Raw genomic sequence first — 21,666 nt, 5'->3', positions numbered from 1 at the left:
AGAACCGACATGAACATCGACTGGGCAGCCATCGGCTCCGTCTTCGGCGTCAGCCTCGTGGTCGCGGTGGGCCTGGTGGCCCTCTTCACCCTCGGCATCAAGGGCCTCTCCGCCCGCGAACGCGCCACCGCCAGGGGCAACTCGGCGGCCCTCGCCGTGACCGCCGCCTACCTCTGCTTCGCGGGCTGCGCGGCCGCCGTGGCGTACGGCATCCACCTGATCGTGGCCAAGGCCTGACCGAGGCCCGGAAGGCTCCTCCCCCGCACGTTCGGGGAGGAGCCTTCGTCATGCACTTCGTCACGCCCTTCGCTATGCCCCAGGAGTCCCGCCGGGCAACCGGTGTGGGCCTTCGCACACTCTCCCCTCGCAGGTCAACGGCAAGTTGACGGCTCTTCCGGGGGCGTGGTGGACTTCCTGAGCCATGTACGGCGGCAAGAGAGGAAGCCGGTGTGAATCCGGCGCGGTCCCGCCACTGTCACCGGGGTAGCAATCCCCGGGAGCCAGGAACTCTCACCGCCGGTCTCGTCGAACCAGGGCGTGGACACCCTGAGTGAGGACATATCGCCATGCGCGGCTGCCGATCGAGGTTCCGTACCCGGCCCTTCCCCGACCCCTCGGCCGGCTGAGCCGATGGGTGCCGATCGCGTCTTCGCGTACGGCGCCGCCGCCGGCCTTCTCGGTGACCTGCTGCTCGGCGATCCTCGCCGGGGGCATCCGGTCGCCGCGTTCGGGCGGGCGGCCGGGGCCGTGGAACGGGTGCTGTGGCGGGACCACCGCGGGTGGGGCGCGCTGCACACCGCCGTGTGCGCCGGCGGCGCCGTGGCGCTGGGCGCCCTGACCCAGCGGGTCGTACGACCGTCCACCGCCGCGTCCATGGCGCTCACCGCCGCCGCCACCTGGGCCGTCGTCGGCGGCACTTCGCTCGCCCGCGAGGCCCGGGCCGTCGGGCACGCCCTGGAGGCGGGGGACGTCGAGGCCGCCCGTGCCCGGCTGCCGCATCTGTGCGGGCGGGACCCGCAGGCCCTGGACGCCGACGGGATCGCCCGGGCCGTGGTGGAGTCGGTCGCCGAGAACACCAGCGACGCCGTCGTGGGCGCGCTGGTGTGGGGGGCCGTGGCCGGGGTGCCGGGGCTGCTGGGCTTCCGGGCGGTGAACACGCTGGACGCCATGGTCGGGCACAAGTCGGCGCGGTACCGGCGCTACGGCTGGGCCTCCGCCCGGCTGGACGACGTCGCCGGGTGGCCGGGGGCGCGGCTGACGGCCGTACTGGCCACGGTCGCCGGTGGCGATCCCCGGGGTGCCGTACGGGCCTGGCGGGCCGACGCCGCGAAGCATCCGAGTCCCAACGCCGGGCCCGTGGAGGCCTCGTTCGCGGGGGCGTTGGGGGTGCGGCTCGGGGGGACGTTGTCGTACGGCGGCCGGGTCGAGCACCGGCCCGTGCTGAATCGGAAGGGGCGGGCCGTGGCGGTCGCGGACATCAGGCGGGCGGTACGGCTCTCCCGTCGCGTGGGGGTGCTCGCGCTCGGCGCGACCGTCACCGCACGCCTCGTCGCGAAGGGACGGACGTCATGAACGGTGGTCTCCTCGTCGCCGGCACCACCTCCGACGCCGGCAAGAGCGTCGTCACCGCCGGTATCTGCCGGTGGCTGGTACGGCAGGGGGTGAAGGTCGCGCCGTTCAAGGCGCAGAACATGTCCCTCAACTCCTTCGTCACCCGCGAAGGCGCCGAGATCGGCCGGGCGCAGGCCATGCAGGCGCAGGCCTGCCGCGTCGAGCCGACCGCGCTGATGAATCCCGTGCTGCTCAAGCCGGGTGGCGAGCAGAGCAGTCAGGTCGTGCTGCTCGGGAAGCCGGTCGGTGAGCTGAGTGCGCGCGGCTACCACGGCGGGCGGCAGCAGAAGCTGCTCGGGACCGTGCTCGACTGTCTCGCGGAGTTGCGGGGCACGTATGACGCGGTGATCTGTGAGGGGGCCGGCAGTCCCGCCGAGATCAATCTGCGGCGGACGGACATCGTGAACATGGGGATCGCGCGCAACGCGCGGCTTCCCGTGCTGGTCGTGGGGGACATCGACCGCGGCGGCGTGTTCGCCTCCTTCTTCGGGACCGTCGCGCTGCTCTCGCGGGAGGACCAGGAACTCGTCGCCGGGTTCCTCGTCAACAAGTTCCGGGGGGATGTCTCCCTGCTGGAGCCCGGGCTGGACATGCTGCACGGGCTGACCGGGCGCCGGACGTACGGCGTCCTCCCCTTCCGGCACGGCCTCGGCATCGACGAGGAGGACGGGCTCCGGGTCTCGCTGCGCGGGACCGTCCGCGAGTCGGCCGTCGCCCCGCCCGTCGGCGCGGACGTGCTCCGGGTCGCGGTCTGTGCCGTCCCCCTGATGTCCAACTTCACGGACGTGGACGCGCTGGCCGCCGAACCCGGGGTCGTGGTGCGGTTCGTGGACCGGCCGGAGGAGCTGGCCGACGCCGATCTCGTCGTGATTCCGGGGACCCGGGGGACGGTCCGGGCCCTGGAGTGGCTGCACGAGCGGGGGCTCGCGGACGCGCTGCGCCGCCGGGCCGCCGAGCAGCGGCCGGTCCTCGGCATCTGCGGCGGCTTCCAGATCCTCGGCGAGCACATCGAGGACGAGGTCGAGAGCCGGCGGGGGCGGGTGGAGGGTCTCGGGGTGCTGCCCCTAAGGGTGCGGTTCGCCCCCGAGAAGATCCTTACCCGGCCGGAGGGGAGGGCACTCGGCGAGCGGGTCGAGGGGTACGAGATCCATCACGGGGTCGCCGAAGTCACCGGCGGGGACGCGTTCTTCTCCGATGACGAGGGACGCCGCCTGGACGGGTGCCGGGTCGGGCAGACCTGGGGCACGCACTGGCACGGCTCCCTGGAGTCGGACGGTTTCCGGCGGGCCTTCCTGCGCGAGGTGGCGGCCGCCGCGGGCCGCCGGTTCGTGCCGGCCCCCGACACCTCGTTCGCCGCGCTGCGCGAGGAGCAGCTCGACCGGCTCGGCGACCTGATCGAACAGCACGCGGACACCGACGCGCTCTGGCGGCTCATCGAGTCGGGCGCGCCGCAAGGACTGCCTTTCATTCCACCGGGAGCGCCCGCATGAGCACTGTGTTGTTGTTGTCGACCGCCGACACCGATCTGCTGGCGGCCCGGGCCGCCTCCGGTGCCGACTACCGGATCGGCAATCCGACGCGCGTCGACGTCGCCGAGGAGCTGCCCGCGCTCGTCGAGGGCGCGGACATCGCCGTCGTACGGCTGCTCGGCGGCAAGCGGGCCTGGGAGGACGGGCTCGCCGCGCTGAAGGCCGCCGGGATCCCGACCGTGCTGCTCGGCGGCGAGGCGGTGCCGGACGCCGAGTTGATGGCCGAGTCGTCGGTGCCCGCCGGTGTGGTGGCCGAGGCCCTCAAGTACCTCGTGGAGGGCGGGCCCGCCAACCTGCTGGAGCTGTCCCGGTTCCTCTCCGACACGGTGCTGCTGACCGGTGAGGGGTTCGACGAGCCGCGGAAGATGCCCGAGTACGGGGTGCACGGCTCCTACGAGGTCCGAGACGGCCGTCCCACGGTCGGCGTGCTCTTCTACCGGGCGCATGAACTGAGCGGCAACACCGCCTTCGTGGACACCCTGTGCGAGGCGATCGAGGCGCGGGGCGCCAACGCCCTTCCGGTGTACTGCGGTTCGCTGCGCGGGGCGGACGCCGGGCTGTACGAGACCCTCGCCGGGGCGGACGCGCTGGTCGCCACCGTGCTGGCGGCCGGCGGCACCCACGCCTCGCACGCCTCGGCCGGCGGCGACGAGGAGGCCTGGGACATCGGCGCGCTCGCCGACCTCGACGTGCCGGTGCTGCAGGGCCTCTGCCTGACCTCCTCGAAGAGCGCCTGGGACGAGTCCGACGCCGCCCTCTCCCCCATGGACGCGGCGATGCAGGTCGCCATCCCGGAGTTCGACGGACGGCTGATCACGGTCCCGTTCTCCTTCAAGGAGCAGGGTCCGGACGACGTCCCGGTGTACGTCGCCGACCCCGAGCGGGCCGGACGCGTCGCCGGAATCGCCGTACGGCACGCCCGGCTCAGGCACAAGCCGAACGCGGAGAAGAAGGTCGCGCTGGTCTTCACCGCGTACCCGACCAAGCACTCCCGGGTCGGCAACGCGGTCGGTCTGGACACCCCCGCGTCGGCGGTGCGGGTACTGGACGCCCTCGCGGCGGCGGGTTACGGGGTCACCGAATACCCCTCCGGCGGCGATGAGTTGATCCACCGGCTCATCAACGCCGGCGGGCACGACGTCGAGTGGCTGACCGAGGAGCAGCTGGCCGCCGCGCCCGCGCGGGTGCCGCTGGCCGACTACCGGGCGTGGTTCGAGAAGCTCGACCCGGAACTGCGGGACGCGATGACGGAGGCGTGGGGGGAGCCGCCGGGCTCGCTGTACGTCGACGGGGACGACATCGTGCTCGCTTCCCTGCGGTTCGGGAACGTCGTCGTGATGATCCAGCCGCCGCGCGGCTTCGGGGAGAACCCGATCGCGATCTACCACGACCCGGACATGCCGCCGTCGCACCACTACATGGCCGCCTACCGCTGGCTGGAAAACTCGTTCGGCGCGGACGCGATCGTGCACATGGGCAAGCACGGCACCATGGAGTGGCTGCCGGGCAAGGGCCTCGGGCTGAGCGCCGGTTGCGCACCGGACGCGGTCCTCGGCGACCTGCCGCTGATCTATCCGTTCATCGTCAACGACCCCGGTGAGGGCACCCAGGCCAAGCGGCGCGGGCACGCCACCGTCGTCGACCACCTGGTGCCGCCGATGGCCCGCGCCGACACCTACGGCGACCTGGCCAAGCTGGAGCAGCTGCTCGACGAGTACGCGCTCGTCTCCGACCTGGACCCGACGAAGGCGCCGGCCGTCCGCGCCCAGATCTGGACGCTGGTCAAGGCGGCCGAGCTCCACCACGACCTGCATGTGGACGAGCAGCCCGGAGACGACGACTTCGACTCGTTCGTCATGCACATCGACGGCTATCTCTGCGAGATCAAGGACGTGCAGATCCGCGACGGACTGCACATCCTCGGCGGCGGCCCGGTCGACGAGGCCCGCGTGAACCTGGTGCTGGCCGTGCTGCGCGCCTCCCAGGTGTGGGGCGGGCAGGCCAACGCGCTGCCGGGGCTGCGGGCCTCCTTCGCGGCCCACTTCGGGCTCGGCGAGCAGGAGTTGCTCGCGGAGCCGGGCGCGCCGGTGAAGGTGCCGGTCGAGCTGTCGGATCTGGTCGAGGGTCCCTCGCGTACCGCGGCCGACGCCATCGACCTGCTGGAGCAGCTGTGCCGCCGGGTCGCGGAGGGCATGGAGCAGCGGGGCTGGGCCGTCGGCGAGAGCCGCGCGCTCGTGCGGGAGGTGCTGGGCACCGAACTCCCGGAGGCGGTCGCCGTGCTGGAGTTCGCCTGCACCGAGGTCGTACCGCGGCTCGCCCGGACCACGGACGAGATCGGGCACATCCTGAAGGCCCTGGACGGCGGTTACGTCCCGGCGGGTCCGTCGGGCTCGCCGACCCGCGGACTGGTCAACGTCCTGCCCACCGGCCGGAACTTCTACTCGGTCGACCCCAAGGCCATCCCGTCCCGGCTGAGTTGGGAGGTCGGCCAGTCGCTCGCGGACTCGCTCGTGCAGCGGTATCTGAGCGACACCGGTGAGTATCCGAAGTCCGTCGGACTGACGGTGTGGGGCACCTCCGCGATGCGCACCCAGGGCGACGACATCGCCGAGATCCTGGCGCTGCTCGGCTGCCGTCCGGTGTGGGACGAGGCCTCGCGGCGCGTCACCGGCTTCGAGGTGATCCCCCTCGACGAGCTGGGCCGGCCGCGCATCGACGTCACGGTCCGTATCTCGGGCTTCTTCCGGGACGCGTTCCCGCACGTGGTCGGGCTGATCGACGACGCGGTGCGCAAGGTCGCCGAACTGGACGAGCCGGCGGAGTCCAACTACGTGCGGGCGCACGCCGACGAGGACACCGCCGAGCACGGCGACCGGCGGCGCGCGACGGCCCGTGTCTTCGGCTCCAAGCCGGGGGCGTACGGGGCCGGGCTGCTGCCGCTGATCGACGCCCGGAACTGGCGCTCGGACGCCGACCTCGCCGAGGTGTACGCGGTGTGGGGCGGTTACGCCTACGGGCGCGGGCTCGACGGGCGGGCGGCGCGCGGGGACATGGAGACCGCGTTCAAGCGGATCGCGGTCGCCGCGAAGAACGTGGACACCCGCGAGCACGATCTCGTGGACGCCGACGACTACTTCCAGTACCACGGCGGCATGGTCGCCATGGTGCGCCACCTGACCGGCGCCAACCCCGAGGCGTACGTGGGCGATTCGGCCACGCCCGACCAGGTGAGGACGCGGACGCTGGGCGAGGAGACGCACCGGGTCTTCCGGGCGCGGGTGGTGAACCCCCGCTGGATGGCGGCGATGCGCCGGCACGGCTACAAGGGTGCCTTCGAGATGGCGGCGACCGTCGACTATCTCTTCGGCTACGACGCCACGGCGGGCGTGGTAGACGACTGGATGTACGAGAAGCTCAGCGCGGAGTACGTCTTCGACGCGGAGAACCGGGACTTCATGAAGAAGTCCAACCCGTGGGCGCTGCGCGGGATCACCGAACGGCTCCTGGAGGCCGCCGACCGGGGCCTGTGGGCCGAGCCGGACGCGGACACCCTGGAGCGGCTGCGCGCCACCTATCTGGAGCTGGAAGGCGACTTGGAGGGCGACGACCAGTGAGCACCCCCTTCCCCTTTACCGCCGTCGTCGGCCAGGACGACCTGCGGCTCGCGCTGCTGCTGAACGCCGTGTCCCCGGCGGTCGGCGGGGTGCTGGTGCGCGGCGAGAAGGGCACCGCCAAGTCCACGGCCGTACGCGCCCTTTCGGCGCTGCTGCCGGCCGTGGACGTGGTCGCCGGCTGCCGGTTCTCCTGCGATCCGGCGGCGCCGGACCCGGCCTGCCCGGACGGCCCGCACAACCCGCCCGGGGCCTTCGAGTCCCGTCCGGCGCGGATGGTCGAGCTGCCGGTCGGCGCCTCCGAGGACCGGCTGGTCGGGGCGCTGGACATCGAGCGTGCGCTCGCCGAGGGCGTGAAGGCCTTCGAGCCGGGGCTGCTCGCCGACGCGCACCGGGGCATCCTCTACGTCGACGAGGTCAACCTCCTCCACGACCACCTGGTCGACCTGCTCCTTGACGCGGCCGCGATGGGCGCGTCCTACGTGGAACGCGAGGGCGTCTCGGTCCGGCACGCGGCGCGGTTCCTGCTCGTCGGCACGATGAACCCCGAAGAGGGCGAGCTGCGGCCGCAGTTGCTCGACCGGTTCGGACTGACCGTGGAGGTGGCCGCCTCCCGCGAGCCCGACCAGCGGGTGGAGGTCGTACGGCGGCGGCTCGCGTACGACGACGATCCGGCCGGGTTCGCGACGCGGTGGGCCGGTGAGGAGGCCGCCGTCCGGCAACGGATCGTGGCGGCGCGGGAGTTGCTGCCGTCGGTGCGGCTGGGTGACGGGGCGCTGCGGCAGATCGCGGCGACCTGCGCGGCCTTCGAGGTCGACGGGATGCGCGCCGACATCGTGATGGCGCGGACCGCGACGGCGCTGGCCGCGTGGGCCGGGCGGACCGAGGTGCTGGCGGAGGACGTCCGGCAGGCCGCGTTGCTCGCGCTGCCGCACCGCAGGCGCCGCAACCCCTTCGACGCGCCGGGACTCGACGAGGACAGGCTGGACCAGACGCTGGAGGAGTTCTCCGGGGAGGACGAGAGCGAGGACGATCCGGATCCCGACGGTCCCGGCGGGGGCGGCGGGCAGCCGCGGCCCGACGAGGGGCCGCAGGGCGACGGCGGCTCGGACGGTGCCGCCCGGCCCGAGGCCGGGGAGGGCGACGGCGTACCGCGGCAGGCCGGGGGCGGCGAGCAGGCTCCGGTGCGGGCCGCCGAGCCCTTTCGCACCAAGGTGCTGAGCGTGCCGGGGATCGGCGAGGGGGCCGCCGGGCGGCGGTCCCGGGCGCGGACCGAGCATGGGCGGACCACCGGTGCGCGCCGGCCGCGCGGTGCGCTGACCAAGCTGCACCTGGCGGCGACCGTGCAGGCCGCCGCCCCGCACCAGCGGGCCCGTGGGCGGTCCGGGCCGGGGCTGGTGATCCGGCGGGACGATCTGCGGCAGGCGACCCGGGAGGGGCGCGAGGGCAACCTCGTGCTGTTCGTGGTCGACGCGTCCGGGTCGATGGCGGCCCGGCAGCGGATGACCGCCGTGAAGGGGGCCGTGCTGTCGCTGTTGCTCGACGCGTACCAGCGGCGGGACAAGGTGGGACTGGTGACGTTCCGGGGTTCGGCAGCCGATGTCGCGCTGCCGCCGACCTCGTCCGTGGACGCGGCGGCAGCCCGGCTGGAGTCGCTGCCGACCGGCGGTCGTACACCGCTCGCGGCGGGGCTGCTCAAGGCGCACGACGTGCTGCGGGTGGAGCGGTTGCGGGATCCCGCGCGGCGGGCGCTGGTGGTGCTGGTGACCGACGGACGGGCCACGGGCGGTCCCGAACCGGTCGCCCTGGCGGGGCGGGCGGCCCGGCTGTTCGCGGCCGACGGGGTCGCCTCGGTGGTCGTGGACTGCGAGTCGGGGCCGGTGCGGCTGGGGCTCGCCGGACAGCTGGCCGGTGAACTGGGCGGGACGGCGGTGACGCTCGACGAGTTGCGGGCGGACTCGATCGCCGGGCTGGTCAAGGATGTTCAGGGTCGTTCGAGGAGGGCCGCGTAATGCCGCAGGGGCAGCCGAGTGTCGTGCCGGAGGACGGGCTGACGACCCGTCAGCGCCGTAACCGGCCGTTGGTGGTCGTGCACACGGGCGTGGGCAAGGGCAAGTCCACCGCCGCCTTCGGGCTCGCGTTGCGGGCCTGGAACCAGGGGTGGCCCATCGGGGTGTTCCAGTTCGTCAAGTCGGCGAAGTGGAAGGTCGGCGAGGAGCGGGCGCTGCGCGTCCTCGGGGACTCCGGGGAGGGCGGGTCCGTCGCCTGGCACAAGATGGGCGAGGGCTGGTCCTGGGTGCAGCGGGACGCGCAGATGGACAACGAGGAGAAGGCCCGGGAGGGCTGGGAGCAGGTCAAGCGGGACCTCGCCGCCGAGTCGTACCAGCTGTACGTGCTGGACGAGTTCGCGTACCCGATGCACTGGGGGTGGGTGGACACCGACGAGGTCGTCGAGGTGCTGCGCAACCGGCCCGGGACCCAGCATGTCGTGATCACCGGGCGGAACGCGCCGGAGAAGCTGGTCGACCTCGCCGATCTCGTCACCGACATGTCCAAGGTCAAGCACCCGATGGACGCGGGGCAGAAGGGGCAGAGGGGCATCGAGTGGTGAGGTCATGGTGAGGTCGTGGTGAGTTCCCTCTCCGTCCCACGGCTGGTCATCGCCGCGCCCTCCTCGGGGAGCGGCAAGACCACCGTCGCCACGGGTCTGATGGCCGCGTTCGCCGCGCGGGGGCTCGCCGTGTCTCCGCACAAGGTGGGGCCGGACTACATCGACCCCGGGTATCACACGCTCGCCACCGGGCGGGTGGGGCGGAACCTCGACGCGTACCTGTGCGGGCCGGAGCTGATCGGCCCGCTGTTCGCGCACGGTGCGCGCGGCTGTGACCTGGCCGTCGTCGAGGGTGTGATGGGGCTGTACGACGGGGCCGCGGGCGACGGCGAACTCGCGTCCACGGCGCATGTGGCGAAGCTGCTGCGGGCGCCGGTGGTGCTGGTCGTGGACGCGTCCTCGCAGTCGCGGTCGGTGGCGGCGCTGGTGCACGGGTTCGCGTCGTGGGATCCGGAGGTGCGGGTCGGGGGCGTGATCCTGAACAAGGTGGCGTCGGACCGGCACGAGGAGTTGCTGCGGGAGGCGCTGGAGTCCTCCGGTGTGCCGGTGTTCGGGGTGCTGCGGCGGATGGCGCGGGTGGACACGCCGTCGCGGCATCTGGGGTTGGTGCCGGTCGCCGAGCGGCGGGCGGAGGCGGTGGACGCGGTGGCGGCGATGGCCGCGCAGGTCGCCGACGGGTGTGACCTGGAGGGGCTGCTGGGGCTGGCGCGGGGGGCGGGGGTGTTGTCGGGTGCGGCTTGGGACGCGGCCGAGGCCCTGGTTTCCTCGCCCCCGTCTCCGGGGGCCGCCGCCCCCGGACCCCCGCTTCGGCCCGAAGGGCCCCGTCCTCGAACTCCCCCGGAGGGGGCACCCCCGGACGGGCCAAGCGGAGTGGTGGCGGTCGCCGGTGGGGCCGCGTTCACCTTCTCGTATGCCGAGCATGCCGAGTTGCTTGCCGCTGCCGGGGCCGAGGTGGTGGTGTTCGATCCGCTTCGGGACGAGCGGTTGCCCGAGGGGACGCGCGGGTTGGTGATCGGGGGCGGCTTTCCCGAGGTGTACGGCGGTGAGCTGTCCGCCAACGAGTCGCTCAGGAAGGACATCGCCGCCCTCGCGCGGCGCGGCGCGCCGGTCGCCGCCGAGTGTGCCGGGCTGCTGTATCTCTGCCGGGAGCTGGACGGGCTGCCCATGTGCGGGGTGCTGGAGGCGGACGCGCGGATGTCGGAACGGCTGACTCTCGGGTACCGGGATGCCGTCGCCGTCGGGGACAGTGTGCTGGCCGTGGCCGGGACGCGGATGCGGGGGCACGAGTTCCACCGGACCGTGGTGGAGCCGGGGGCGGGGGCGGCGCCCGCGTGGGGTGTGCGCACCCCCCGGCCGCATGTCGAAGGTTTTGTACAGCAGGGTGTGCACGCGAGTTATCTGCACACGCACTGGGCGTCCGAGCCCGGTGTGGCCCGAAGGTTCGTGGAGAGGTGCCGGACGTCATGAGCAGCAGCAGGTTGGTCGGAGTCGGGGTGGGTCCCGGTGACCCCGAGCTGGTGACCGTCAAGGGGGTCAACGCCCTGCGCGCGGCCGAGGTCGTCGTCGTCCCGGTGATGGACACCGGCGAGCGGGGGCGGGCCGAGGCCACGGTGCTGCACTACGTGGGCGCGGAGAAGGTCGTACGGGTCGTGTTCGCGCTCAACGAGCGCAGTGACCGGGGGCGGCGGGAGGCCGCCTGGGACGCGGCGGGGGCGAGGGTCGCCGAGTTGCTGCGGGTGCACGGGTCGGTCGCCTTCGCGACGATCGGGGATCCGAACGTCTATTCGACGTTCACGTATCTCGCGCAGACCATCGCCGAACTGGTGCCGGAGACGGTCGTGGAGACCGTGCCCGGTATCACCGCCATGCAGGATCTCGCCGCCCGCTCCGGGGCCGTGCTCACCGAGGGGACCGAGCCGCTGACGCTGGTGCCCGTGACGGCCGGCGCACAGGCGCTGAAGGACGCGCTGAACGGGCCGGGGACGGTCGTGGCGTACAAGTTCGGCCGGCAGGCCGGTGCGGTGGTGGCGGCGTTGCGGGAGTCCGGACGGGTGGACGACGCCGTGTGGGGGTCGGCGCTGGGCCTCGACGAGGAGTCGATCCGGCCCGCCGCCGAACTCGACGGCTCCCCGCTGCCGTACCTCTCCACGCTGATCGCGCCCCCGCGCCGGGACGGTGGCAGAGGCGGGAAACTGTGAGCGGCGCGGCCTCAGCCGGACACGCCCACCACCAGCCAGATGAAGGCGGCGCCGGCCACCGTGCAGAGCAGGGTGGAGCGGGCCGGGTGCTCGTGGTGGGCCTCGGGGAGGATCTCGGCGGCGGCCAGGTAGAGCAGGACACCGCCGAAGAGGCCGAGATAGCCGCCGAGCAGGGTCTCGGGGATGGTGAAGAAGATCGTGGAGAGGGCGCCGAGGACCGGTGCGCAGGCGTCCGCGATCAGCATGCCTATCGCCCGGCGGCGCGCGTTGCCGTACAGGCTCGTGAGGGTGAACGTGTTGAAGCCGTCCGCGAAGTCGTGGGCGATCACGGCCAGCGCGACCGCCGCGCCCATGCCGCCGCCCACCTGGAAGGCCGCGCCGATCGCCACGCCGTCCATCGCGCTGTGGCCGACCATCGCCCCGGCCGCCGTCAGCCCCACCTCGGGGGCCCGGTGACCGTGCTCGTCGCCGCCGTGCGCGGCCTGGCGCAGGGCCAGGGTGCGCTCCACCAGGTGGGCCAGCAGGAAGCCGGCCACGAACAGGAGCAGGGCGGCCGGTACCCCGAAGACCTCGCGGCCGGCCGCGCGCAGCGCCTCCGGCAGCAGGTCGAGTCCGACCACCCCGAGCATCAGACCGCCGGCCAGACCCAGGACCAGGTGGCGACGGTCGGTCACGCGCTGTGCCGTCCAGCCGCCGGCCAGCGTCATCAGGAACGCGCCGAGCGCGACGAAGACCGCCATGGGGCCTTCGTATCCGATCGACCCGCCTCAGCGCACATCCAGCACCACCCGTAACACCCTTTGTCCAGAGAGGACCGAAATTTCATGGCCGATGCCGCCGCTTCCGCAGGCAAGGTGACCTTCGTCGGTGCCGGCCCCGGCGCCGCCGATCTGCTGACGTTCCGGGCCGCGCGCGCGATCGCCGAGGCCGATGTCGTGATCTGGGCCGCGAGCCTGGTGCAGGCGGAGGTCCTCCAGCACGCGCGCGAGGACGCGGAGATCCTCGATTCGGCCACGATGTCGCTGGAGGACGTCGTCGCCGTGTACGAGCGGGCCCGGGCGGAGGGGCTGCGGGTGGCCAGGATCCACTCCGGGGACCCGGCGCTCTGGGGCGGCACGCAGGAGCAGGTCGACCGGTGTGCCGGGATCGGTATCGAGGTGGAGATCGTGCCGGGGGTCTCCTCCTTCTCGGCCGTGGCCGCGATCGCCCGGCGCGAGCTGACCATTCCCGAGGTCGCGCAGTCCGTGGTGCTCACCCGGCTCGGCGGCGGCAAGACGCCGATGCCGCCGGGCGAGGAGGTGCGCGAGTTCGCGCGGCACGGGACGACCATGGCGGTCTTCCTGTCCGCCGCGCGCAGCGGGCAGCTGGTGCGGGAGCTGCTGGAGGGCGGCTATCCGACGTCCACCCCGGTGGTCGTCGCCTACCAGGCGACCTGGCCGGAGGAACTGGTCGTGAGGTGCACGATCGAGACGCTGGAGGAGACGGTCAAGGAGCACAAGCTCTGGAAGCACACGCTCTTCCTGGTCGGCCCGGCCCTGGACGCCGAGGGCACCCGCTCGCACCTGTACCACCCCGGCCACTTCCACGGCTTCCGCAAGGCGGACCCGCAGGCCCGCAAGGCGCTGCGCGAGCGGGGGGCGAGTACGTGATCACGGTCATCGGTACGGGAACGGGTGCGCCCGTCCCGCCGGAGGCGGTGGCCGGGGCCGAGCTGGTCGTCGGCGGCCGGCGGCACCTGGACGCCGTACGGCTGCCCGAGGGGGCCGAGCGGGTCGTCCTCGGGCCGCTGGCGCCCGCCCTGGACATCGTCGAGGAGTACGTCGGCAAGGACCGGCCGGTGCTCGTGCTGGCCTCCGGCGACCCCGGGTTCTTCGGGATCGTGCGGGCGCTGGCGGAGCGGTTCGGGGCGGACCGGCTCGATGTGCGGGCCGGGGTGTCGTCCGTCGCCGCCGCCTTCGCGCGGGTCGGGCTGCCGTGGGACGACGCGGTGGTCGTGAGCGCGCACGGGCGGGAGCTGCGGACGGCCGTCCATGTCTGCCGGGCGCATCCCAAGGTGGCGGTGCTGACGGGTCCGGGGGCGGGTCCCGCGGAGCTGGGGGCGGCGCTGCGGGATGCCGTCGGCACGCCACCGGGCGAGCCGGCGGACGGTTCCACGGAGGGCTCCGCACACGATTTCGCGAACGGTTCCGGGGCGCGTGTCCTCGTCGTCGCGTCGGCGCTCGGCTCCGCGCGGGAGCGGGTCGAACGGGTCACCCCTGCCGAGGCCGCCGCCCGGGACTGGGGACCGGACGTCAGCGTGGTGCTGTGCCTGGACGAGACCCGGGCGCCGGGCGGCGTGCGCACGGTCGCCGGGGCACCGGCCGGGCCCGCCGGATGGGCCCTGGACGAGCGGGAGTTCGCGCACCGCGACTCGATGATCACGAAGTTCGAGGTACGGGCGCTGGCCCTGGCCCGGCTCGGGCCCCGGCTCGGCGACCTGGTCTGGGACATCGGCGCGGGCTCCGGGTCGGTGGCCGTCGAGTGCGCACGCCTGGGCGCCGCCGCCATCGCCGTGGAGAAGACGGCGGACGGGGTGGAGCGGATCGCCGCCAACGCGCGGGCGCACGGGGTGTACGTGGAGGTGGTATGTGACATAGCACCGGACGCCCTGACCGCGCTCCCCGACCCCGACGCCGTCTTCGTCGGCGGCGGCGGAGCCGAACTGCCCGCCATCGTCGCCGCCTGCGCGCAGCGCGCCCGGCGGACGGTGGTGGTCGCGATGGCCGCCCTGGACCGGGTGCCGGCGGCGCGCGAGGCGCTCACCGGTGCCGGGTTCTCCTGCGACGGGGTGCTGCTGCAGTCCTCCCGTCTCGCGCCGCTGCCGGGTGACGTGACCCGGCTCGCCGCGACCAATCCCGTGTTTCTGCTGTGGGGAACCAGAATCCCCGTTTCCGACGAAGGAGTTGCCCAGTGATCGGCCTCATTTCCGCCACCGCGGCGGGGGCGGCGGCGCGCGACCGGCTGGCCGCGGCGTGGCCGGACCGTACGCGGGTGTACGACGGTCCCGTCGGGGACGCCGTGCGGTCCGCGTTCGCGGAGTGCGAGCAGCTGGTGTGTTTCCTGGCCACCGGTGCGGTGGTCCGGCTGATCGCCCCGCTCCTTCGCGAGAAGGCGACCGACCCGGGGGTGGTCTGTGTCGACGAGGGCGGGCGGTTCGCCGTGTCGCTGGTCGGCGGGCACGGGGGCGGCGCCAATGAACTCGCCGTGGCGGTGGGCGAGGTGCTGGCCGCGCGGCCGGTGGTGACGACAGCGACCGACGCCGTCGGCCTGCCGGGGCTCGACACCCTCGGCTTCCCCGTCGAGGGCTCGGTGGCCGCCGTGTCCCGGGCCCTGCTGGACGGCGAACCGGTCGCCCTGCGCGCCGAGTCGAGCTGGCCGCTGCCCCCGCTGCCGCTGGCCGACGAGGGCGCGTACACCGTCCGGCTGACCGACCGCGCGGTCGAACCCGCCGCGAACGAGGTGCTGTTGCGGCCGCCGTCCCTCGTGGTGGGCGTCGGTGCCTCCAAGGGCGCCCCCGTCGAGGAGGTGCTCACGCTGATCGAGGCGGCCGTGCGGGACGCGGGGCTGTCTCCTCGGAGCATCGCCGAACTCGCCACCGTCGACGCCAAGGCCGGTGAACCCGGGATCGTCGAGGCGGCCGCGCGGCTCGGGGTCCCCCTGGTGACCCACTCCGCCGAGGAGTTGGCCGAGGTCCGGGTCCCCAACCCCTCGGACGCGCCGCTCGCCGCCGTCGGCACCCCCTCCGTGGCCGAGGCGGCGGCGCTGCTGCGGGGCGGTGAACTCCTGGTCCCCAAGCGGAAGTCGGACGGCCGGCCCGCGATGGCGACCTGTGCCGTCGTACGGCGCCCCGCGCGCGGCCGGCTCGCGGTCGTCGGGCTCGGCCCCGGCGCCCGGGACCTGCTCACCCCGCGTGCCAGGGCCGAACTCCGGCGCGCCTCCGTGCTCGTCGGGCTCGACCAGTACGTCGACCAGATCCGCGACCTGCTGCGGCCCGGCACCCGGATCCTGGAGTCGGGGCTCGGGGCCGAGGAGGAGCGGGCGCGGACGGCGGTCGCCGAGGCGCGGGCCGGGCAGGCCGTCGCGCTGATCGGCAGCGGGGACGCGGGCGTGTACGCGATGGCCTCTCCGGCGCTCGCCGAGGCCTCGGACGACATCGACGTGATCGGCGTCCCCGGGGTCACCGCCGCGCTCGCGGCCGGGGCGATCCTGGGCGCGCCGCTCGGCCACGACCATGTCTCGATCAGCCTGTCCGACCTGCACACGCCGTGGGAGGTCATCGAGCGCCGGGTGCGGGCGGCGGCCGAGGCGGACCTCGTCGTGACGTTCTACAACCCGCGTTCCCGGGGCCGTGACTGGCAGCTGCCCAAGGCGCTCGCGATCCTCGCCGGGCACCGTGCGCCGGCGACGCCCGTCGGCGTCGTACGCAACGCCTCGCGCCCCGACGAGTCGAGCCGGCTGACCACCCTGGGTGCGCTCGACCCGGCGTGGGTCGACATGATGACGGTGGTGACCGTGGGCAACACGGCGACCCGGAACATCGCCGGACGCATGGTCACCCCGCGCGGCTACCGCTGGCAGACGTCCGAGGAGGGCGCCAAGTGAACCGAGTCGTCCACCCCATCGAGCAGGAGTCCTTCCGGCGGCTGCGCGCGCGTCTGGACACCTCGCACTTCCCGCCGCTGACCCGGGCGGTGGTCGAGCGGGTCGTCCACTCCGCCGCCGACCTGGAGTACGCGACCGATCTCGTGACCGACGAGGGCGACCTGGCGAAGGCACATGCCGCGCTGCACGCCGGGGCGCCGGTGGTCGTGGACGTGGAGATGGTCGCGGCCGGGATCACCCGCCGGGAGACGGTGTGCCGGCTGCGCGACGCCGGGTCCGGTCCCGGCCTGACCCGTTCGGCACACGCGATCCGGCTCGCCTACGAGCAGGTCGGGCCCGGCGCCCTGTGGGTGATCGGCAACGCGCCGACCGCCCTGGAGGAGTTGCTCACCCTGGACGCCTCCCCCGTGCTCGTCATCGGCCTGCCCGTCGGTTTCGTCGGCGCGGTCGAGTCCAAGGCCGCGTTGCGCGAGAGCGGGCTGCCCGCCGTCAGCAACGTGTCCGAGAAGGGCGGCTCGGCGGTCGCCGCCGCCGCGCTCAACGCCCTGCTGTACCACCCCACTTCCGAGGAGAACCTGTGACCACCCCGCCCGCCCTGCTCATCGCCGGCCATGGCACCCGGGACGACGCCGGGGCCGAGGCGTTCCGCGACTTCGTACGGGAGCTGGGGCGCCGCCACCCCGAACTGCCCGTCGCCGGCGGCTTCATCGAGCTGTCCCCGCCCCCGCTGGGCGAAGCCGTCACCGAGCTGGTGGAGCGGGGGGTACGACGGTTCGCCGCCGTACCCCTGATGCTGGTCTCCGCCGGGCACGCCAAGGGGGACATCCCGGCCGCGCTGGCGCGGGAGAAGGAGCGGCACCCGGGGATCTCCTACACCTACGGCCGTCCGCTGGGCCCGCACCCCGCGCTGCTGTCGGTCCTGGAGCGGCGGCTGGACGAGGCGCTGGGCGCCGGTGAGGGGCGCACCCCGCTGGACCGGGCGGACGTGACCGTGCTGCTGGTCGGGCGCGGTTCGACCGACCCCGACGCCAACGCCGAGGTGCACAAGGCGGCGCGGCTGCTGTGGGAGGGGCGCGGATACGCCGGAGTGGAGACGGCGTTCGTGTCGCTGGCCGCGCCGGACGTGCCGAGCGGACTCGACCGGTGCCGGAAACTGGGGGCGCGCCGGATCGTCGTCCTGCCCTACTTCCTGTTCACCGGGATCCTGCCGGACCGGGTGCGGCACCAGACCGAGGGCTGGGCGGACGCGCACCCCGAGGTCGAGGTGCGGTCGGCGGACGTCATCGGGCCCGAGCCGGAGCTGCTCGACCTGGTGATGGAGCGGTACCGGGAGGCGGTCGCGGGCGACCTGCGGATGAACTGCGACTCGTGTGTGTACCGGATCGCGCTGCCCGGCTTCGAGGACAAGGTGGGGCTGCCGCAGCAGCCGCACTTCCACCCGGACGACGACCACCACCACGGGCACCACCACCACGGCGGACACGCCCATGCGCACTGAGGACGGTCCCAGACCCGAGCACGATCTGCGCCACCACGGCGACGCCGAGGTCCGTGACGAGGGTTCCGCGCTCGTCGACCTCGCGGTCAATGTGCGCACCGGTACTCCCCCGGTCTGGCTGCGGGAGCGGATAGCCCGGTCGCTGGGCGGTCTCGCGGCCTACCCGGACGGGCGGGCGGCGCGGGCGGCGGTGGCGGCGCGGCACGGGCTGCCGGTGGAACGGGTGCTGCTGACGGCGGGCGCGGCGGAGGCGTTCGTGCTGCTGGCGCGGGCGCTGAAGGTGCGCCGGCCGGTGGTGGTGCATCCGCAGTTCACCGAGCCGGAGGCGGCGCTGCGGGACGCCGGGCACACCGTGGACCGGGTGCTGCTGCGGGCGGCGGACGGGTTCCGGCTGGATCCGGCGGCCGTCCCGGAGGACGCGGACCTGGTGGTGATCGGCAATCCGACCAACCCGACGTCGGTGCTGCACCCGGCCGAGGAGATCGCCCGGCTCGCCCGTCCCGGGCGGACGCTGGTGGTCGACGAGGCGTTCATGGACGCGGTGCCGGGCGAGCGGGAGGCGCTGGCCGGGCGGACGGACGTGCCCGGTCTTGTGGTGCTGCGGAGCCTGACGAAGACGTGGGGGCTGGCCGGGCTGCGGATCGGGTACGTGCTGGCGGCGCCGGAGGTCGTCGCCGAGCTGGAGCGGGCGCAGCCGCTCTGGCCGGTGTCGACGCCGGCGCTGGCGGCGGCCGAGGCGTGTGTGGCGCCGCGGGCGCTGGCGGAGGCGGCGCACGCGGCGCATCGGGGGGCGGCCGACCGGGCCCATCTGGTGGCGGGACTGGAGGAGTTCGCGCCGGAGGGGGTGCGGGTGGCGGGGCCCGCGGAGGGGCCGTTCGTGCTGGTCCGAGTGCGGGAGGCGGCCGCCGTGCGCCGACAGCTGAGGGTGCTGGGGTATGCGGTGCGGCGGGGGGACACGTTTCCGGGGCTGGACGAGGAGTGGGTGCGGATCGCTGTGCGCGACAGGGTGACGGTGAACGGGTTTCTGCAGGCGTTCGATCAGGCGTTGATGTTGATACGCGGATGAGGGAAGAGACGAGGGAAGAGGGGGGACTGCGCGCCGTGGGCGGGTGCGGGTGCGTTGTGGCTGGTCGCGCCCGCGCGGCGGTAGCCGCAAATCGACTACCGCCCCGCGCCCCTAAAAGACGGGCATGCTAGCGGCGGCGTCGGGTGAGAGTTGCCGCTCCTCCGCCTGCCGCGAGCAGGGCCAGCGCTCCTCCGACCATGTAGGGGGTCAGTGAACTGCCGCCTGTCTCCGCGAGCTTGGTCTGCTTGGCCGGGGCGCCCTGGGGTTGGACGTCGGTGACGGGGTCGGCCGGGTCGGTCGGTGCCGGCGGGGTCTCGCAGGTCGCCCTCGCCAGGGTCAACGTCCCCTCCACGTCCGCGACGTTCAGCTTCAGCGGGTTCACGGAGACCTTGAGTTCGAGGGCGCTGGCGGCCGCCGTGGTCGAGGTCGTCTCGCGGTGGGAGAGGTCGAGGCGGACCTCGCCGACGCCGGGGACCTTGACGTCGGTGGGGCCGCCCGCGCTGAGGGTCACCCGCTTGCCGAGCACCGTGACGGCGCCGAGCACGTTGGCGGAGGCCTCGGGGCGCTTGCCGGCCTCGCAGGTGGCGGTGGAGGTGACGGTGTCGAGTTCGACGAGGGACAGCAGGGGCAGGCCGGGCAGGTGCAGCCGGGCGTGGGCGAGGTGGACGGAGCCCTCGGCGCGGGTGGCGGAGACGGTCGCCTTCGCGGCGGCGACGTCCGCGCCGAGGACGCTGAACGGCTTGCCGTCGTCGACTCCGTCGAGGGTGGCGGTCAGGGCGGTCCGGTCGGCGCTGCGCGGTGCCTGGACCTCGTTCAGCGAGACCGCGAGCGGGACGTCCACGGTCTTGTTCAGGAGGGAGACGTCCAGGCCGGTGCGGAGGACGACCGCGCTCGCGCGACCGTGGTCGGCGGTGGCGTGCGCGGTGCCCGCACCGGCCAGGGCCGCGGGACCGGCGACCAGGGCCGTGGCCGTCGCGACGGTCGCGAGACGGCGTGCGGGCATGCGGAAGGCGTAGCTGTTCACTGTGGTGGGACCCCCAGAGGAAACTTGCTCGGGACCCGCCAAGAATTACGCACTGTGGGTGAACGGGCGGCAATCCTGCGTTACTTCACTCATTAGTGGACTTTCCGTGAATCTATTCGACCCGACCGGCACAGGAGTTCCCTTACTCCACGACCTGCCCGTTCAGCACCACCCGCCGGGGGGACGCGAGGACGCGTACGTCGGCGCGCGGGTCGCTCTCGTACACCACCAGGTCCGCCGGTGCGCCCTCCTCCAGGCCCGGCCTGCCGAGCCAGGCGCGGGCCGCCCAGCTGGTCGCCGCGAGCGCGTCGAGGGGCGGGATCCCGGCGGTCACCAGCTCGGCCACCTCGGCCGCGACCAGGCCGTGCGCGAGGGAGCCGCCGGCGTCCGTGCCGACGTACACCGGGATGCCGGCGTCGTAGGCGCCCCGGACGGTGTCGTAACGGCGCTCGTGCAGTCGGCGCATATGGGCGGACCACTGCGGGAACCTGGTGTCGCCGCCCGCCGCGAGCTGCGGGAAGGTGGCGATGTTGACGAGGGTCGGGACGATGGCGACGCCCCGGGCGGCGAAGAGGGGGATCAGGTCGTCCGTGAGGCCGGTCGCGTGCTCGATGCAGTCGATGCCGGCCTCGACCAGGTCCTGGAGGGAGTTCTCGGCGAAGCAGTGGGCGGTGACCCGGGCGCCGAGCCGGTGCGCCTCCGCGATCGCCGCCTCCACCGCGTCCCGGGGCCAGCTGGGGGCGAGGTCGCCGAGGTCGCGGTCGATCCAGTCGCCGACCAGCTTGACCCAGCCGTCGCCGCGCCGGGCCTCCTCGGCGACGTAGGCGACCAGGTCCTCGGGCTCGATCTCGTGGGCGAAGTTCCTTATGTAGCGGCGGGTGCGCGCGATGTGCCGGCCGGCCCGGATGATCTTCGGCAGGTCCTCGCGGTCGTCGACCCAGCGGGTGTCGGAGGGCGAACCGGCGTCCCGGATCAGCAGGGTGCCCGCCTCGCGGTCGGTGAGGGCCTGCTTCTCGGCGGTCGCCGCGTCGACCGGGCCGTGCGTGCCGAGGCCGACATGGCAGTGGGCGTCGACGAGTCCGGGCAGCGCCCAGCCCTCGACGGTCGTGATGTCACGGGCGGCGCCGGGACGGTCGTAGGAGATCCGACCGCCCACCACCCACAGTTCGTCGCGGACGTCCTCGGGTCCCGCAAGGACCCGGCCCTTCACGTGCAGCACCGCTTGATCGCTCATGGGCCTCAGCCTAGGACGACGGGGAGCCCCTCATCGATACGGCTCAGCAGCCGGCCGCCGTGCACGCGCGGGGCGTCGAAGCCGCGCGGGCAGTCCTCGCCGTCCGCGCGGAGCACCTCGGGGACGAGGACCGAGGCGGGGTCGACGTCCTGGGCGAGGTCGAGGTAGGCGGGCGCGACGACGGCGCCGTGCAGGGTGCCGCCGACGAGGTCGGGGCTGAACTCGCCGGACAGGACGGTCACCCTGGCCCGCAGATCGCCCTCGATCATGACGAGCTTGTCGGTCATGCCGCCTATGAAGGCGTCCACGGTGACGCTGCCCAGCACCAGCAGCTTGGCGTCGCCTTCGAGATAGACGTGCGCGGCCCGCAGGTCGCCGAGGACGACCAGCGCCGGACAGCCGTCGTCGACGTTGACGATGCTGCCCTCGACGGTCAGGTCACCGTCGACCACCACGCCGGTGCCGGAGGTCTCCAGGGCGTCCAGGTCCAGCCCGCCCGTGATCGTGAGCGGGCCGGGGTGGACGTCGTACGGCTCCTCGTAGAGGTTCTCGTACGACGACTCGGGCAGCCCGCGCCGCTCGAACAGGGCGACGGTCTCTTCCCAACCCTGGTCCAGGTGCTCTGTGTTCATGGCCGAACCCT

General features: G+C 73.7%; 18 protein-coding genes and 1 riboswitch. Of the genes, 14 read left to right on the top strand and 4 right to left on the bottom strand.

The genetic code is table 11. The annotated features are described in order from the left end of the window. The first annotated feature begins 9 nt into the window (after positions 1 to 9). The 8 genes from ACIPSJ_RS08250 (at position 10) to cobI (ending at position 11,560) form a co-directional block, all read left to right on the top strand. Positions 10 to 237 carry a hypothetical protein gene (locus ACIPSJ_RS08250; protein ID WP_401344427.1) on the top strand — a complete coding sequence of 76 codons (228 nt, stop codon included), beginning with the start codon at positions 10 to 12 and terminating at the stop codon, positions 235 to 237. Between the two features lie 151 nt (positions 238 to 388). Then, a riboswitch (cobalamin riboswitch) is annotated at positions 389 to 531 on the top strand. A gap of 99 nt (positions 532 to 630) precedes the next feature. After that, positions 631 to 1,572, top strand: coding sequence for a cobalamin biosynthesis protein (locus tag ACIPSJ_RS08245; protein WP_401344426.1), 942 nt, complete (start codon positions 631 to 633; stop codon positions 1,570 to 1,572). Continuing rightward, positions 1,569 to 3,101: a cobyric acid synthase gene (locus tag ACIPSJ_RS08240; RefSeq protein ID WP_359220592.1), complete on the top strand. Its 1,533-nt coding sequence runs from the start codon at positions 1,569 to 1,571 to the stop codon at positions 3,099 to 3,101. The genes ACIPSJ_RS08245 and ACIPSJ_RS08240 overlap by 4 nt, the downstream gene beginning before the upstream one ends. After that, positions 3,098 to 6,754 (top strand): cobaltochelatase subunit CobN, encoded by a 3,657-nt coding sequence (gene cobN, locus ACIPSJ_RS08235; protein ID WP_401344424.1) that lies wholly within the window; start codon positions 3,098 to 3,100, stop codon positions 6,752 to 6,754. The genes ACIPSJ_RS08240 and cobN overlap by 4 nt, the downstream gene beginning before the upstream one ends. Then, positions 6,751 to 8,763, top strand: coding sequence for a putative cobaltochelatase (locus ACIPSJ_RS08230; protein ID WP_359220597.1), 2,013 nt, complete (start codon positions 6,751 to 6,753; stop codon positions 8,761 to 8,763). Before cobN ends, ACIPSJ_RS08230 begins: the two co-directional genes overlap by 4 nt. Next, a complete protein-coding gene (cobO, locus tag ACIPSJ_RS08225; protein WP_355715989.1) occupies positions 8,763 to 9,362 on the top strand; it encodes a cob(I)yrinic acid a,c-diamide adenosyltransferase in 600 nt (199 codons plus the stop codon). Before ACIPSJ_RS08230 ends, cobO begins: the two co-directional genes overlap by 1 nt. A 15-nt stretch (positions 9,363 to 9,377) precedes the next feature. Continuing rightward, a complete protein-coding gene (locus ACIPSJ_RS08220; protein WP_401344421.1) occupies positions 9,378 to 10,829 on the top strand; it encodes a cobyrinate a,c-diamide synthase in 1,452 nt (483 codons plus the stop codon). After that, positions 10,814 to 11,560: a precorrin-2 C(20)-methyltransferase gene (gene cobI, locus ACIPSJ_RS08215; RefSeq protein WP_359220603.1), complete on the top strand. Its 747-nt coding sequence runs from the start codon at positions 10,814 to 10,816 to the stop codon at positions 11,558 to 11,560. Before ACIPSJ_RS08220 ends, cobI begins: the two co-directional genes overlap by 16 nt. An 11-nt stretch (positions 11,561 to 11,571) precedes the next feature. Here the strand turns inward: cobI and ACIPSJ_RS08210 are convergent, their stop codons facing one another. After that, positions 11,572 to 12,300 carry a ZIP family metal transporter gene (locus tag ACIPSJ_RS08210; RefSeq protein WP_359220606.1) on the bottom strand — a complete coding sequence of 243 codons (729 nt, stop codon included), beginning with the start codon at positions 12,298 to 12,300 and terminating at the stop codon, positions 11,572 to 11,574. Positions 12,301 to 12,384: 84 nt separating this feature from the next. Between ACIPSJ_RS08210 and cobM the strand changes: the two genes are divergently transcribed. Genes cobM through cobC form a run of 6 tightly spaced genes read left to right on the top strand, consistent with a single transcriptional unit; the run spans position 12,385 to position 18,765 of the window. Beyond that, the gene (cobM, locus tag ACIPSJ_RS08205) at positions 12,385 to 13,209 is read left to right on the top strand and encodes a precorrin-4 C(11)-methyltransferase (RefSeq protein WP_359220608.1); all 825 of its coding nucleotides are present in this window, start codon (positions 12,385 to 12,387) and stop codon (positions 13,207 to 13,209) included. Continuing rightward, a complete protein-coding gene (cbiE, locus tag ACIPSJ_RS08200) occupies positions 13,206 to 14,513 on the top strand; it encodes a precorrin-6y C5,15-methyltransferase (decarboxylating) subunit CbiE (RefSeq protein ID WP_401344419.1) in 1,308 nt (435 codons plus the stop codon). Before cobM ends, cbiE begins: the two co-directional genes overlap by 4 nt. Next, positions 14,510 to 16,201 (top strand): precorrin-3B C(17)-methyltransferase, encoded by a 1,692-nt coding sequence (gene cobJ / locus ACIPSJ_RS08195; protein WP_401344417.1) that lies wholly within the window; start codon positions 14,510 to 14,512, stop codon positions 16,199 to 16,201. Before cbiE ends, cobJ begins: the two co-directional genes overlap by 4 nt. Continuing rightward, entirely contained in the window at positions 16,198 to 16,782 is a 585-nt protein-coding gene (locus ACIPSJ_RS08190; RefSeq protein ID WP_401344415.1) for a precorrin-8X methylmutase, read from the top strand. Before cobJ ends, ACIPSJ_RS08190 begins: the two co-directional genes overlap by 4 nt. Continuing rightward, the gene (locus ACIPSJ_RS08185) at positions 16,779 to 17,699 is read left to right on the top strand and encodes a sirohydrochlorin chelatase (RefSeq protein ID WP_355715964.1); all 921 of its coding nucleotides are present in this window, start codon (positions 16,779 to 16,781) and stop codon (positions 17,697 to 17,699) included. Before ACIPSJ_RS08190 ends, ACIPSJ_RS08185 begins: the two co-directional genes overlap by 4 nt. Then, the gene (cobC, locus tag ACIPSJ_RS08180; protein ID WP_401344413.1) at positions 17,689 to 18,765 is read left to right on the top strand and encodes an Rv2231c family pyridoxal phosphate-dependent protein CobC; all 1,077 of its coding nucleotides are present in this window, start codon (positions 17,689 to 17,691) and stop codon (positions 18,763 to 18,765) included. The genes ACIPSJ_RS08185 and cobC overlap by 11 nt, the downstream gene beginning before the upstream one ends. A 127-nt stretch (positions 18,766 to 18,892) precedes the next feature. Here cobC and ACIPSJ_RS08175 read toward each other — a convergent pair whose 3' ends face one another. From ACIPSJ_RS08175 to ACIPSJ_RS08165, 3 genes are all read right to left on the bottom strand, one after another. After that, positions 18,893 to 19,789, bottom strand: coding sequence for an SCO1860 family LAETG-anchored protein (locus ACIPSJ_RS08175; protein ID WP_401344411.1), 897 nt, complete (start codon positions 19,787 to 19,789; stop codon positions 18,893 to 18,895). Positions 19,790 to 19,931: 142 nt separating this feature from the next. Next, positions 19,932 to 21,023, bottom strand: coding sequence for an amidohydrolase family protein (locus ACIPSJ_RS08170; protein ID WP_401344409.1), 1,092 nt, complete (start codon positions 21,021 to 21,023; stop codon positions 19,932 to 19,934). Positions 21,024 to 21,028: 5 nt separating this feature from the next. Further along, a complete protein-coding gene (locus ACIPSJ_RS08165) occupies positions 21,029 to 21,655 on the bottom strand; it encodes a hypothetical protein (protein WP_401344407.1) in 627 nt (208 codons plus the stop codon). Between the last annotated feature and the right edge of the window lie 11 nt (positions 21,656 to 21,666).

It is taken from the genome of Streptomyces sp. NPDC090088 (assembly GCF_044747345.1).
Lineage (GTDB): Bacteria > Actinomycetota > Actinomycetes > Streptomycetales > Streptomycetaceae > Streptomyces.
The sequence above is the reverse complement of the archived record's forward strand: the minus strand, read 5'-3'. Positions and strand labels throughout refer to the sequence as shown.

What these genes read in the sequence shown, in the direction of transcription:
- ACIPSJ_RS08250 (WP_401344427.1), top strand. Translation starts at nt 10, where the DNA reads ATGAACATCGACTGGGCAGCCATCGGCTCCGTCTTCGGCGTCAGCCTC.
- ACIPSJ_RS08245 (WP_401344426.1), top strand. Translation starts at nt 631, where the DNA reads ATGGGTGCCGATCGCGTCTTCGCGTACGGCGCCGCCGCCGGCCTTCTC.
- ACIPSJ_RS08240 (WP_359220592.1), top strand. Translation starts at nt 1,569, where the DNA reads ATGAACGGTGGTCTCCTCGTCGCCGGCACCACCTCCGACGCCGGCAAG.
- cobN (WP_401344424.1), top strand. Translation starts at nt 3,098, where the DNA reads ATGAGCACTGTGTTGTTGTTGTCGACCGCCGACACCGATCTGCTGGCG.
- cobO (WP_355715989.1), top strand. Translation starts at nt 8,763, where the DNA reads ATGCCGCAGGGGCAGCCGAGTGTCGTGCCGGAGGACGGGCTGACGACC.
- ACIPSJ_RS08210 (WP_359220606.1), bottom strand. Translation starts at nt 12,300, where the DNA reads ATGGCGGTCTTCGTCGCGCTCGGCGCGTTCCTGATGACGCTGGCCGGC.
- cobM (WP_359220608.1), top strand. Translation starts at nt 12,385, where the DNA reads ATGGCCGATGCCGCCGCTTCCGCAGGCAAGGTGACCTTCGTCGGTGCC.
- cobC (WP_401344413.1), top strand. Translation starts at nt 17,689, where the DNA reads ATGCGCACTGAGGACGGTCCCAGACCCGAGCACGATCTGCGCCACCAC.
- ACIPSJ_RS08170 (WP_401344409.1), bottom strand. Translation starts at nt 21,023, where the DNA reads ATGAGCGATCAAGCGGTGCTGCACGTGAAGGGCCGGGTCCTTGCGGGA.
- ACIPSJ_RS08165 (WP_401344407.1), bottom strand. Translation starts at nt 21,655, where the DNA reads ATGAACACAGAGCACCTGGACCAGGGTTGGGAAGAGACCGTCGCCCTG.